Source organism: Achromobacter pulmonis, assembly GCF_002885955.2.
Taxonomy (GTDB): domain Bacteria; phylum Pseudomonadota; class Gammaproteobacteria; order Burkholderiales; family Burkholderiaceae_B; genus Achromobacter; species Achromobacter pulmonis_A.
The window spans coordinates 673,591-685,971 of record NZ_POQS01000004.1 but is presented as its reverse complement, the minus strand read 5'-3'; the positions used below and the strand labels follow the sequence as shown (position 1 = coordinate 685,971).

Genomic DNA, 12,381 nt, shown 5'->3' with positions numbered 1-12,381 from the left:
GCCTCAGACTCCCGAATGCGAGTGTTGCGCGGGCTCGACGCCCGCCAGGGTGGAGGCGGCCGACAGCGGCCGCGACGGCTGGCGCGGCTCGCCCGGGCCGCCGGACAGCGGCGCGTGCCCGGGGGCGGGGCCGGGGCCCATGCGGATCAGCCGGAGCATGTACGAGACGCCGGCGCCGAACACCAGCAGGTACACCGCCACGAACAGCGCCAGGGTCAGCGTCAGCTCGCCCAGCCCGTGCGGCGTGGCCGCGTCGGCGGTGCGCATCACGCCGTACACCACCCAGGGCTGGCGGCCGATCTCGGTCACGTACCAGCCGGCCAGGATGGCGATCAGCCCGGACGGTCCCATCCACAGCGCGAAGCGCTGCAGCCCGCGCGATTCGTAGAGCCGGCCGCGCCAGCGCGACCACAGCGCCCAGCCGGCCAGCGCGATCATCAACATGCCCAGCCCCGCCATGACGCGGAACGACCAGAACACGGCCGTGGCGTTGGGCCGGTCCTCGGGCGGATACGACTTCAGGCCGGGGAACTGGCCGTCCCAGCTATGCGTGAGGATCAGGCTGCCCAGGCGCGGGACGTTCAGCGCGTAGCGGGTTTCCTCGCGCGCCATGTCGGGAATGCCGAACAGCGTCAGCGGCACGCCGGCGCCCGGCTCGTTCTCCCAATGGCCCTCGATCGCGGCGATCTTGGCCGGCTGGTGCTCCAGCGTGTTCAGTCCGTGCAGGTCGCCCACCACGGCCTGCAGCGGCGCCACCAGCAGCAGCATGCCCATCGCCATCGCGTACATCTTCTTCACGGCCGGGCTGCGGTCGCCGCGCAGCAGGTGCCAGGCGCCGGAGGCGCCCACCATGAGCGCGGTGGCCAGGAAAGCCGCGATGCCCATGTGCGCCAGGCGGTAGGGAAACGAGGGGTTGAAAATCACCGCCAGCCAGTCCGTGGGCACCACGCGCCCATCCAGGATTTCGTAGCCGGCGGGCGTCTGCATCCAGCTGTTGGAGGCCAGAATCCAGGTGGCCGAGACCAGCGTGCCCAGCGCCACCATGACGGTCGAGAAGAAATGCAGCCCCGGTCCCACGCGCGACCACCCGAACAGCATCACGCCCAGGAAGCCGGCCTCCAGGAAGAAGGCGGTCAGCACCTCGTAGGCCAGCAGCGGGCCGGTCACGCTGCCGGCGAAGTCGGAGAAAAAGCTCCAGTTGGTGCCGAACTGGTAGGCCATCACCAGGCCGGAGACCACGCCCATGCCGAAGTTGACGGCGAAGATCTTGGTCCAGAAGTGGTAGAGGTCGCGGTAGACCGTGTTGCGCGTGCGCAGCCACAGCCCTTCCAGCACCGCGAGGTAGCTGGCCAGCCCGATGGTGATGGCGGGGAAGATGATGTGAAACGAGATGGTGAAGCCGAACTGTATTCGGGCTAGCAATAGCGCGTCGCTGTCCATGGCGGTGTTCCTGACGGGTGTTTCCTACGCCAGAACAGTAGATCCCGCAGCAAAATCAGTACAGATTCAATATCTATTAAAAAAAGCGTATCAGTTTGATGGGATGAGCGGATTTTCCGCAGTCTTCATAGGGAAAACCGGCTTGGATGCAAATATGTCCTGCGCTTTCAAGTTACAAAAAAAGCAGCACAGCAGGCGGGCCTGCGCCGCCTGCTGCGCGCGTCGGCGGCGCACACTTTTCGCACGTTCATCCGGCCCCGCTTCTTGACGCCAAGGGCGTCATAGTGTCCTATCCAGACTGGACCGGTTGCAGCCGGTGACAATTAATGCGGCGGGGCGATATGCCTACTTCGGGAATGACTGACGGCGCACCGTCCTGGCGCTATCTGCCGGTGGCGCTGGCCCTGGTGGTCCCCCTCCTGGTCTGCGTCGGATGGACCTGGCTGTACGCGAACAGCACGCAACGCCAGGACGCGGCGACCGCGGCGCGCATCGTGCGCGTGCAGGTCGAGCGCATTCTGGCCCAGTCGCGCGAGATGCTGGACCGCGTGGCGGAGCTGGCGACCGGGCCGTGTCCCGAACGGCTGGCCGAGCTGCAGCGCTGGGGCACGCTCAATCCGTATTTCCGTTCGCTGGCGCTGGTGCGCGACGGCCTGGTTTACTGTTCGTCGGCGCTGGGCGAGGTCGACGCCTCGGTCGACGATTTCAGCCGATGGCCCGTGCTGGAGTCGTCCGAAGGCAGGCCGCATACGGTCGCCGGCACGCCGCTGGCGCCCGAGCGTTCCGCGGTCCTGTTCAGCAAGGTCCGGCCGGACGGCTATGGCGGCATCGTCGAGGTGGACGGGCGCTATCTGCAGGACCTGCTCAATGCCGTGGCCAGCGCCGACGACCTGCAACTCAAGCTCGTCATCGGCAGCGGCGATCCGATAAGCAGCGATTCCTGGGCGCGCGTGGCGAGTTCGGCCATGCCGCTGTACCGCGAAACCGTCAGCGCGCCCAGCGGCGCGTCGATCGGCATCAGCGTCAGGGTGCCGCCCGACGCGCTGGCGCGGGCATGGACGCAATGCATGCTGACCTACCTGCCGGTGGCGTTGCTGGCCAGCGTGCTGCTCGGGCTGGGCGCCTACCGGCTGCAGGCCAGCCGGCGCTCGTTCAGGGAGCAGCTGCGCCGCGCCATGCGGGCCGGCGAGTTCCACGTGTACTACCAGCCGGTGTACGGCCAGGCCAGCGACCGCTGCGAAGGCGTGGAGGCGTTGATGCGCTGGGACTGCCCCGGGGTCGGACCGGTGCGTCCGGACATTTTCATCGCGGCGGCCGAGGCCGAGGGCATGATCGTCGAACTGACCCGGCATCTGCTGACGCTGGTCGAGCGCGACGTGGGCGCCTGGAGCATGCCGCCGGGCTTTCACGTCGGCGTGAACCTCGCGGCCGAGCACGTGTCCAGCGACCAGCTGCTGTCCGACATCCGGGCCTTCGTCGCCAGCATCGCGGCGGGCCGTCCGCAGGTCGTGCTGGAGATCACGGAGCGCAGCCTGATCGCGGACGACAACGGCCAGGCGCGGCGCAACATCGACGCCTTGCGCGCCGAGGGCGTGCTGGTCGCCATTGACGATTTCGGCACGGGGCACTGTTCGTTTTCGTACCTGCAGCGATTTCCGGTCGATTACCTGAAGATCGACAAGGGCTTCGTGCAGGCCATCGGGCCGGCCGGCGAAGAGGCGCCGATCCTGGACGCGATCATCGCGCTGGCCCACCGGCTGGGGCTGGCGGTCGTGGCCGAAGGCGTGGAGACCCAGCTGCAGTTCGATTACCTGAAGGCGCGCGGGGTCACGTTCCTGCAGGGGTATTTTCTGGCGCGTCCCATGTCGGCGACGGAGTTCGCGCGCTGGTACGCTGGCCAGCAGGCGTGACCCTGCCGGGCCTCAGGCCGGCTTGGCGCCGGGCGCGGCCTTGGCGAAGAACAGGTCGGTGATGGCCTGGCTGTCCAGCGGTTCGCCGCTGATGGCGCGCGTCAGCAGTTCCGCGCCCAGCAGCTGCACCGAGAACACCAGGTCGGGCTGCACGCGGCGGATCTTCTCCAGGTGCTTGCTGGTGTTGACCAGCGCCACCGTCTTGGCGCCCGAGTCGCCGGTGGCTTCTTTCGCGGCCAGCACGATGAACGCGTTCTCCGCGTCGTCGTCGCGCAGCGCCAGCACGTAGCGCGCCCGCGCCACGCCCGCGCTGCGCAGTACTTCCACGCTGGAGGGATCGCCTTCGATCAGGTCGGTGGCGGCCGGGTATTCCTGCGCCACGCCGGTGGGCACGATGACGGTGACTTCGTCGCCGCGGCGGCGCAGGCCGTCGTAGACGCTGAGCGCCAGGGGCGTCGCGCCCGCGATGATGATGTGGTTCTTGCGCATGGCGGTGGAAAACCTGCCTTTGACCAGCCGTTTCAGATTGCCGCCGATCACCGGCCCGGCGATCGCGCTGATGGAGGTGGCGAAAATGGTGATGCCCAGGATGATAATCGACGCGGTGAACAGCCGCGCGGTGCCGGTGTGCGGCGTGATGTCGCCATAGCCCACCGTGGACATGGACACGATGGAGAAATAGAAGGCCGTTCCGGTGTCCTCGATCGGCGGATTGAATTCCTGGCCCAGGTAGAGCGCGCCGAAGACCGCGTAGATCAGCAGCGACAGCATGCTGACCGCCGCGAACAGCGAGCCCGCCGTGACGCTGGCGCGGTCGAAGCGCCGCCAGTAGACGATCAGCGCGATGACCAGCACCAGCGTGTAGACGCCCAGCGCGGCGCGGCCGTGATCGCCCAGTATGGCGAAGGTGCCGGTGCCGACCAGCAGCACCAGCGAAAACGCCCAGGCGATGCGGGCCTTGAGGATCAGCCCCAGCGCGATGACCTGCAGCCCCACCCCCAGCACCAGGCGCGGGATTTCCAGCAGGCCGACGACCTTCATCATGTCCTGCCAGTTGTCCAGGGCCAGCCAGAACGAGTAGTCGCGGGCGCGCACTTCGCGCAGCACCGGATGCATGAAGGCGTAGCCGTCCAGCGCCACCAGGATGGCCAGGCACCAGTTGGGGGGAAACAGCGCCAGCACCTTGCGGACGCGGTGCTTGAGAGAAGAGGGCATGATGGGCATGGAGGAATCCTTAGTCGGCATTTTAGGGCGGCCGCCGGCGTCTGGCCGTCCATGCCGGCGCTATATCAAATAAGTATTGAACGCTATCAACAAAGAATTACTGGAAACGGGCGCAAGGTCCTAAACTCGCTTGCATCTCGTGGCGGCCGCAACGCGGCTCGCGCAGGGACTAGAGACCCCGCAAGAGTCCACGGCCCAGGCCGTGCATGAGGTGTGTTTGAGGCACGAATGTTGGAATCGCGTGTGCCGGGTAGTAGACATCAGTGCCGGCTGATGACTCCAGGTTCACGTGTTGTTTTAGCGCGGCGTCTTGGCTCTTCGGGGCCGCGCCGCGTTTTTTTCGCCCCGGCCCTATACGCAGGCGTTTTCCGTCGCGTCGCGCCAGTCTCCCGCCGCCGTCTCCGGCCGGCCCGCTTCCCCGGCGTTGTCTCCCGAATCCGAATCGAACCGGATGTTCGCCGCGAACATATAGCCCCAGCCGTGCACGGTGCGAATCGGCAGCACCATTTGCCGGGCGGCCGCCTTGCGCCGCAGCCGGCTGATCATCACGTCCACGAAACGGCGCCGCGCCATGCCGGCGCCGGCCTCGTCTGGTTCGTCGGCCAGGAAGGCGTCGCGGCTGACCTTGCGGTCGGGCGCGTGCACCAGCCGCGAGAGAAAGTCGCGCTCGCCGGTGGTCAGGCCCAGCAGCTGCCCGGCCGGGCTGATCAGGGTCCAGCCCTTGTTGGCCAGGCGCCAGGTTTCCTGGCCTGGCTCGGGCGGCTGCGCGGCGGGCGCGGCGCCGGCGTTTTCGTGGGCACTGTAGCGGCGCACCAGCGCCTGCAGCGCCGCCGCCAGTTCCAGCCCGCTGACGTCGGCCGGCAGGCAGGCGTCGGCGCCGCACAGCAGGGTGCGGATGCGGCTTTCGGCATCGGGAAATGCGGAAATGGCGACGATGCCCAGGCCGCTGTCGGCCGCGCGCAGCCGCACGGCGGCGTTCTGGATGTCGGGCAGCGGCGCTTCCAGCACGATGAGGGGGCTGGGGCGGTCGAAGTACCGCCTGTAGACCTCTGCCAGGTCGTGGCAGCGGCAGACGCTGAAACCCAGGTGGCTCAGGGCCTCGGCGAGTCTGGCATGTCTGGCGTCGTTATGGCCGAGAAAAATGACATCCAGCGTGTTGTTCATCAATGCTTCCAGGACGCCGCCGTCCGGCGTTGTTGTTTGAAGGGGCGCGCGGCTCCGCCACGTCCGTGTTTCATTTGAACACGAGCGTGTTTTTTTGTGAAGATAAGTTTCTACGGTTTCCGGGAGTAACCTGGCGCCGATCCGCGCCCGGCCGGAAACGCTTGAAATACTGTTTGTTTTGAAAATCCGGCCGCCGGCATATTAAGTATTGCCGATACATTATTTTCTATTTTTGATACATCGCCGGCCTACACTGGCGCGCCGACGCATGCCGGCATGGTCCTGCGCCGGCACGTCCGTATCGAACTAAGTCGATGATGGGTATGGCTTTTTTGCCGGACGGGGAGGCCCGCCGACGCCGGGAGCGGAGCCTGGCCGCGGGCCATCGGCGCGGCGCCGCGATTTGCGGATTAGCCCCGGAATTGGTGCGCAATCCGGTTATTTGCTGCCGGTATCCGGGTGCTTTAATCAAAAATATAAATTCATATTAATAATGGCCCAGGTCGATCGATTGGACACGTTTAGCCATCGTCTGCGCAACGCGAGAATGCTCCAGGGGTGGACACAAAAGGACTTGGCGGCCGCAAGCAAGCTGTCGCAAAGCGCCATCGGCAACTATGAAAGCGGGCATCGCCTGCAGCCGTCGAGCGACGCGCTCATCAAGCTGACCCGCGCGCTGCGCGTCAATCCCATGTGGCTGAGCGCCGGAGAGGGGCCGATGCTGAGTCCGGAGCCGGGCGAGGCGGCGCCCGCCGTCTGGCCCTTCGAGACCGTGTCATACGCTTCCTACAACCGCCTGAGCCCGCAGGAAAAGCGCCAGATCGAGCTGGTGCTGGCGGCCTACATCAAGGCGCGCGGCGAATAGAACCCAACGGCCGGGCCGCCGCGGGGCGCCGCCGCGCGTCCGCGGCCGGCGCCGGCGCGTCGGGTTCGCCGGCATTGGTCCGCAGGCGGTTGCGCAGGCGTTCGACCGGATCGGCGATCAGGGCGTTGAGCAGCGCCGAGAACGCGATGCAGCTGGTGATGACCACGATCGCGAACAGCATGGGCTGGTGCACGTCGATCTCGTCGAACAGCCAGTCCAGGATCATGATCACCAGCGCATGGCAGATGTAGACCGGATAGCTCAGTTCGCCGATCGCCCGGTCCAGCCGGTAGCGCGACTGGAACAGGAACGCCGCCGGCAGCAGCGCGGCGAACAGCAGCACCGCCAGGCCGTCGCGCACGGTCGGATTGACGCCGATGGAAAAGTGCAGCAGACAGTACGCGAACAGTACCGCCGTGCCCAGCTCGGGCAGGCGCGCGGCCTTCACGGTCCAGGCCTTGTAGCGCGGCAGCAGCACCTGGTGCGACAGCGAGCCGATGAGAAACAGCGCCAGTTCGGTGGGAAAGAAGCGGTAGGTCCAGGGGTCGCCCAGGCCGATGCCCGTGGCGATCAGCACGCCGCGCAGCGCCAGCGAGGCCGCCAGCAGCGTCAGCAGGCGGCGCGGCGACGACAGTATGAAGGGCGCGACCAGGTAGAAGCTCATTTCCACGCCCAGGGTCCAGGCCTGCGGCACCAGCAGCCCCTGGTACAGCGGCACCTCGCTGTTGGCGAAGCTGCCGGTGAAGGCCAGCGCCGAGTCCTTGATGCCGAAGAACATCAGCCAGTCCTGACCCAGGATGAAAATATTGGAAAGCACCAGGAACAGTTCCGCGCTCGAAGGCAGGGCTTCATAGAACTGGAAAAACTCGCCGCCGCTCAGCGCATGGGCCGCCAGCGTCATGGCGGCCACGCCCAGGTAGATCGGAAACAGCCGCAGGAAGCGATTGGCGTAGAACTTGCCGACGGCGCCCTGGTAGTGGTCGGTGGCCGTCAGCACGTAGGAGATCAGAAAGCCCGAGATCACGTAGAACAGCTGCACCGCGAGCCGGCCGCCGACCAGATGGTCGGCCTTGCCGCCGCCCAGGTGGTCCAGCACCACGGATAATGCCAACAAGGTTCTCAAGAAGCCCATCGCCGTGTCCCCTGGAATGTTGTCTGGCCCTGCGGCCCGTTCCGCACAGCCTGGAGCTGCCAGGCCCCGCCGGAGGGAGACCCTTTACGGATTCTGCGCGCGCGCCACCCGCCCCGCCATGCGGCATACGATGCATCCGGCCGCGCCATCGGAGCGATGGCCGCAAGACGGGCGATGGTGCATTCGGCTTCGGCTGTTGGGCGGATGGGGCGGCGGGCGGTTACAGTTAGGGGTAGTCAATTTCTGGGAGCCCAGTTCATGTCTATCTTGATGTCTACGCGCAGCCGGCTGCTGTATCTGGGCCTGGTTGCGGCATTGGCGGGCTGCGCCGGCAACACCGGCGGCGCGCGGCCGCAGGGCGCGGCCGCGGCCAACGCCGCCAGCAGCGCCGATTCGCTGGCGCAGACCAGCTGGGAACTGGTGCGCTGGACCGAGCGGGGCGGCGCGCTGCGCGACATCCCGCACGGCGACAACGGCGAACCCGTGCGCCTGACCTTCCTGGCGCAGGGCAAGCAGTACCGCGTCAACGGCTTTTCGGGCTGCAACCGCTACATGGGCACGTACAAGCTGCAGGGCGGCAAGCTCTACATCGACGCGCCCGCCAGCACCCGCATGGCCTGCCTCACGCCCGAGCGCGCGCGCCTGGAGGCCGATTACCTGCGCGGCCTGGGCGCCATCGACACCTTCACCCTGGACAGCGGCGGCGCGCCGCGCCACCTGACCTTCAACCTGCGCGGCGGCGACGTGCTGGAGTTCGCGCGGCGCCAGGACCCGCCCACGCCGTAAGAGAACCGCATGCCGTATTCCGTTTCCCTGCGCCGGCTGGCGCCCTGCCTGCTGGTGGCGGGCCTCGCGGCCTGCTCGTCGACGCCCGAGCGCGCCGTCGGCGGGCAGGACCCGCGCTTCCAGCCGGCCGCGGCTTCCGACATGCTGGCGCAGACCGGCTGGGAGCTGGCGCGCTGGACCCGTCCGGGCGGCGCGCTGCGCCCGGTGCCGCATGCGTCCAAGCGTTCGCGGCCGCTGACGGTCAGCTTCTTCCATGAGCGCGGCGCGCCGCGCATGGCGGGCTACGCCGGCTGCAACCAGTACAGCGCTTCCTACACGGTCGCCAACGGCCTGCTGATCGTGCGCGACCGGCCCGTGGCCACCGAGATGGCCTGCGCGCCCGACAGCATGAAGCTGGAGCAGGATTTCCTGGCGGGCATGACGCGCATCACCGCCAGCTCGCTGGACAACGTCAACAATCCGCAGCGCATGACCTGGGTGCTGAGCTCCGGCGACACGCTGGACTTCGGCCGCCGCACCGATCCCATCGCCGGCGGCCAGCAGGGGCCGACCAAGCTGGTCTACGTGAACTCGCAGCGCGTGCCATGCAGCGCCGGCGCGGGCCGCGCCATGTGCTACCAGGTGCGCGACAGCGCCGCGCAGCCCTGGCAGCTCTGGTATGGCGACATCACCGGCTTTCGCTTCCAGCCGGGCATCCGCTACCGACTGCGCGTGGTCGAGGTGCGCGACCCGAATCCGCCGGCCGATGCGTCGTCGGTGCGCTGGGTGCTGGACGCCGTGGTCGAGCAGGAGATCGTGCCGCGCTGAAGCGGGCCGGCGGCCAGCGATTACTATTACGGGTTTCGCCGACCGCCTTTGCCCGCTTTTCCATGACTTCCGTCGTCAATATCGCCGCCTACAAGTTCGTCACCCTCGACCGCCTGCCCGAGCTGCGCCAGCGCCTGCTGGACGCCGCCGTCCAGGCGCAGCTCAAGGGCACGATCCTGCTGGCCGAAGAGGGCATCAACCTGTTTCTGGCCGGCTCGGCCGACGGCATCGACGGATTCCTGCGCCTCTTGCGGGCCGACGCAAGCTTCGCCGACCTGGAAGTGAAGTTCAGCCGCAGCGCCTCGGTGCCGTTTCGCAAGATGCTGGTGAAGATCAAGCGCGAGATCATCCGCATGAACCACCCGGCCATCCGCCCCGAGGCGGGGCGCGCGCCCGGCGTGGACGCGCATACGCTGGCGCGCTGGCTGGAGCAGGGGGTGGACGATGCGGGGCGGCCGGTGGTCATGCTCGACACCCGCAATGCCTTCGAGGTGGATGAAGGCACGTTCAAAAACGCCATCGACTGGCGCATCGAGCGGTTCACGCAGTTTCCCGCCGCCGTGCAGGCGCATCGCGCCGAGCTCGAAGGCAAGACCGTGGTCAGCTTCTGCACCGGCGGCATCCGCTGCGAAAAAGCGGCCATCTACATGGCCGAGGCCGGCATCGAGCACGTCTATCAGCTCGACGGCGGCATTCTGAAGTATTTCGAGGAAACCGGCGGCCCGGGCTACCAGGGCAATTGCTTCGTCTTCGACGAACGCATCGCCCTGGACCCGGCGCTCGCGCCCTCGGCTTAGCGCACCCGCATGCCCGGCTTGGCACCGGGGAACGGTTCCAGCACGTAGATGCCGGCGTCGACCGACTCGTCGGCGTGGCTGGCGGCCAGCACCATGCCTTCCGAGACGCCGAATTTCATCTTGCGTGGGGCCAGGTTGGCCACCATGACGGTCAGCTTGCCGATCAGGTCCTCGGGCTGGTAGGCCGACTTGATGCCGGAGAACACGTTGCGGTGGCGGCCTTCGCCCACGTCCAGCGTCAGGCGCAGCAGCTTGGTCGAGCCTTCCACGTGCTCGCAGTTGACGATCTGCGCGATGCGCAGGTCGACGCGGGCGAAATCGTCGATGGAGATGGTCTCGGCGATGGGCTCGCCGCCAGGCACCACGGCGGGGGCGGCGGGCGGCTCGAACAGGTCTTCCAGCATCTGCGGCTCGACGCGCTGCATCAGGTGCTTGAACGGCGCCACGCGCTGCGGCAGCACCGAGGCGTCGGCCCAGGTGAACGGGGCCTGCGCGCCGAACAGCTCCAGCGCCACGCGCTCGGCCAGGGCCGGCAGCACCGGCGCCAGCATCACCGACAGGGCCTTGAAGCCCGCCAGCGAGCGCGAGCAGATGTCCTGCAGCGCGGCCTTGCGTTCGTCGTCGGCGGTGGCGATGCCCTTGGCCAGCACCCAGGGCTGCGCGGTGTCGAACGCCTGGTTGATGCGGTCGGCGTAGGCCATGATCTCGCGGATCGCGCGGTTGTATTCGCGGGCCTCGAACGCGGCGCGGATGGATTCCGCCTGCTCGGCGTATTCCGCGGCCAGCGCCGCGGTGTCGCCGCTGTAGGCCAGCACGCCGTCGAAGTGCTTGGTGATGAAGCTGGCGGCGCGGCTGGCGATGTTGACGTACTTGCCGACCAGGTCGCTGTTGACGCGCGCGATGAAGTCGTCGGGGTTGAAGTCCACGTCTTCGACGCGCGCGTTGAGCTTGGCGGCGATGTAGTAGCGCATCCACTCGGCGTTCATGCCGAGTTCGAGGTAGCGCAGCGGCGAGATGCCGGTGCCGCGGCTCTTGGACATTTTTTCGCCGCTGACGGTGATGAAGCCGTGCACGTTGACCGCGTCCGGCGTCTTGCGGCCGGCGAACTTGAGCATCGCGGGCCAGAACAGCGCGTGGAAGTAGACGATGTCCTTGCCGATGAAGTGGACCTGCTCGGTGTTGCCCGCCGGATCGAGCAGGGCGTCGAAGTCCAGGCCCTTGAGCGCGCAGTACGACTTCAGCGAGGCCAGGTAGCCCACCGGCGCGTCCAGCCAGACGTAGAAGTACTTGCCCGGCGCGTCCGGGATCTCGATGCCGAAGTACGGCGCGTCGCGCGAGATGTCCCAGTCGCCCAGCTTGGCCTCGCCGTCGTCGGCGCCCAGCCATTCGCGCGTCTTGGCCAGCATTTCGGGCTGCAGGTGCTTGCCGCCGGCGGCGTTCGAGCCGGTGGTCCATTCCTGCAGGAATTCGACGCAGCGCGGATCGGACAGCTTGAAGAAGAAGTGGTCGGAAGACTTCAGCACCGGCGTGGCGCCGGTCAGCGCCGAGTACGGCGCGATCAGGTCGGTGGGCGCGTAGACCGCGCCGCAGACCTCGCAGGAGTCGCCGTACTGGTCCTTGGCGTGGCACTTGGGGCATTCGCCCTTGATGTAGCGGTCGGCCAGGAACATGCCCTTGACCGGATCGTAGAACTGCTCGATGGAGCGGGTCTCGATCAGGTCCTGGGCCTTGAGCGCGCGGTAGATGTCGTGCGAGAGCGCGACGTTCTCGGCCGAGTCGGTGGAATGCCAGTGGTCGAAACGGATGTGAAAGCCGTTCAGGTACTGGGGGCGTTCGGCGGCGTAGCGGGCCACCAGCGCCTGCGGCGTGATGCCTTCCTTTTCCGCCTTCAGCATGATGGGCGCGCCGTGCGCGTCATCCGCACCCACGAAGTGCACCGTGTGGCCCGCCATTCGCATCGAACGAACCCAGATATCGGCCTGGATGTACTCCATGATGTGGCCGATGTGGAAAGATCCGTTGGCGTAGGGCAGCGCAGTGGTGACGAAAAGGGTGCGAGACATGGTTGTCGATAGAGGTTGAGGGGAAAAAGGGGTTGGCCGGCCATTTTAGGGCAACGGCGCAGACTTGCCCCGGACGGGCGGCCCAATGGCGCGATCCGCCCGCCGCGCAAGGCGGTCCGGGCGGACATCGGGTGTCGGGGGAGGGGTAAGGCCGGCGCTACGGGCGCAGCGTTACGAAAACACAACATGCCCG

Annotated in this window: 11 protein-coding genes; 6 read left to right on the top strand and 5 right to left on the bottom strand. The window is 67.3% G+C overall.

Translation table 11 applies throughout. From position 1 onward, the window contains the following. Window positions 1-3 precede the first annotated feature (3 nt). Window positions 4-1,440 carry a cytochrome ubiquinol oxidase subunit I gene (locus C1I89_RS18320; RefSeq protein WP_102774054.1) on the bottom strand — a complete coding sequence of 479 codons (1,437 nt, stop codon included), beginning with the start codon at window positions 1,438-1,440 and terminating at the stop codon, window positions 4-6. On the opposite strand from C1I89_RS18320, the gene C1I89_RS34115 reads away from it, so the two are divergent. Both C1I89_RS34115 and C1I89_RS18315 read left to right on the top strand, forming a co-directional pair. Further along, window positions 1,439-1,708 carry a hypothetical protein gene (locus C1I89_RS34115; RefSeq protein WP_146196919.1) on the top strand — a complete coding sequence of 90 codons (270 nt, stop codon included), beginning with the start codon at window positions 1,439-1,441 and terminating at the stop codon, window positions 1,706-1,708. The two genes, C1I89_RS18320 and C1I89_RS34115, sit on opposite strands and share 2 nt — an antisense overlap. Window positions 1,709-1,796: 88 nt before the next feature. Continuing rightward, window positions 1,797-3,350: an EAL domain-containing protein gene (locus C1I89_RS18315; protein ID WP_102774053.1), complete on the top strand. Its 1,554-nt coding sequence runs from the start codon at window positions 1,797-1,799 to the stop codon at window positions 3,348-3,350. 12 nt (window positions 3,351-3,362) lie between these two features. Here C1I89_RS18315 and kch read toward each other — a convergent pair whose 3' ends face one another. Both kch and C1I89_RS18305 read right to left on the bottom strand, forming a co-directional pair. Next, window positions 3,363-4,574: a voltage-gated potassium channel protein gene (gene kch / locus C1I89_RS18310; RefSeq protein ID WP_102774052.1), complete on the bottom strand. Its 1,212-nt coding sequence runs from the start codon at window positions 4,572-4,574 to the stop codon at window positions 3,363-3,365. 351 nt (window positions 4,575-4,925) lie between these two features. Beyond that, entirely contained in the window at window positions 4,926-5,738 is an 813-nt protein-coding gene (locus C1I89_RS18305) for a response regulator transcription factor (protein WP_102774051.1), read from the bottom strand. Window positions 5,739-6,231: 493 nt separating this feature from the next. On the opposite strand from C1I89_RS18305, the gene C1I89_RS18300 reads away from it, so the two are divergent. Then, complete coding sequence (locus C1I89_RS18300) at window positions 6,232-6,603, top strand: helix-turn-helix domain-containing protein (RefSeq protein WP_102774050.1); 372 nt, start codon at window positions 6,232-6,234, stop codon at window positions 6,601-6,603. On the opposite strand, the gene C1I89_RS18295 is transcribed toward C1I89_RS18300, so the two are convergent. Next, window positions 6,584-7,717, bottom strand: coding sequence for an acyltransferase family protein (locus C1I89_RS18295; RefSeq protein WP_369008019.1), 1,134 nt, complete (start codon window positions 7,715-7,717; stop codon window positions 6,584-6,586). The genes C1I89_RS18300 and C1I89_RS18295 overlap by 20 nt on opposite strands. Before the next feature lie 276 nt (window positions 7,718-7,993). Between C1I89_RS18295 and C1I89_RS18290 the strand changes: the two genes are divergently transcribed. From C1I89_RS18290 to C1I89_RS18280, 3 genes are all read left to right on the top strand, one after another. Then, the gene (locus C1I89_RS18290; protein WP_102774048.1) at window positions 7,994-8,521 is read left to right on the top strand and encodes an META domain-containing protein; all 528 of its coding nucleotides are present in this window, start codon (window positions 7,994-7,996) and stop codon (window positions 8,519-8,521) included. A gap of 9 nt (window positions 8,522-8,530) precedes the next feature. Next, the gene (locus C1I89_RS18285; RefSeq protein WP_102774047.1) at window positions 8,531-9,328 is read left to right on the top strand and encodes an META and DUF4377 domain-containing protein; all 798 of its coding nucleotides are present in this window, start codon (window positions 8,531-8,533) and stop codon (window positions 9,326-9,328) included. Between the two features lie 62 nt (window positions 9,329-9,390). Continuing rightward, a complete protein-coding gene (locus C1I89_RS18280) occupies window positions 9,391-10,125 on the top strand; it encodes a sulfurtransferase (RefSeq protein ID WP_102774046.1) in 735 nt (244 codons plus the stop codon). Here the strand turns inward: C1I89_RS18280 and metG are convergent. Further along, complete coding sequence (gene metG, locus C1I89_RS18275) at window positions 10,122-12,188, bottom strand: methionine--tRNA ligase (protein WP_102774045.1); 2,067 nt, start codon at window positions 12,186-12,188, stop codon at window positions 10,122-10,124. The two genes, C1I89_RS18280 and metG, sit on opposite strands and share 4 nt — an antisense overlap. Window positions 12,189-12,381 lie beyond the last annotated feature (193 nt).

Excerpts from the sequence above, each read along its gene's own strand:
- C1I89_RS18290 (WP_102774048.1), top strand. The coding sequence starts at position 7,994 with ATGTCTATCTTGATGTCTACGCGCAGCCGGCTGCTGTATCTGGGCCTG.
- C1I89_RS18285 (WP_102774047.1), top strand. The coding sequence starts at position 8,531 with ATGCCGTATTCCGTTTCCCTGCGCCGGCTGGCGCCCTGCCTGCTGGTG.
- C1I89_RS18305 (WP_102774051.1), bottom strand. The coding sequence starts at position 5,738 with ATGAACAACACGCTGGATGTCATTTTTCTCGGCCATAACGACGCCAGA.
- C1I89_RS18280 (WP_102774046.1), top strand. The coding sequence starts at position 9,391 with ATGACTTCCGTCGTCAATATCGCCGCCTACAAGTTCGTCACCCTCGAC.
- C1I89_RS18315 (WP_102774053.1), top strand. The coding sequence starts at position 1,797 with ATGACTGACGGCGCACCGTCCTGGCGCTATCTGCCGGTGGCGCTGGCC.
- kch (WP_102774052.1), bottom strand. The coding sequence starts at position 4,574 with ATGCCCATCATGCCCTCTTCTCTCAAGCACCGCGTCCGCAAGGTGCTG.
- C1I89_RS34115 (WP_146196919.1), top strand. The coding sequence starts at position 1,439 with ATGGCGGTGTTCCTGACGGGTGTTTCCTACGCCAGAACAGTAGATCCC.
- C1I89_RS18300 (WP_102774050.1), top strand. The coding sequence starts at position 6,232 with ATGGCCCAGGTCGATCGATTGGACACGTTTAGCCATCGTCTGCGCAAC.
- C1I89_RS18320 (WP_102774054.1), bottom strand. The coding sequence starts at position 1,440 with ATGGACAGCGACGCGCTATTGCTAGCCCGAATACAGTTCGGCTTCACC.
- metG (WP_102774045.1), bottom strand. The coding sequence starts at position 12,188 with ATGTCTCGCACCCTTTTCGTCACCACTGCGCTGCCCTACGCCAACGGA.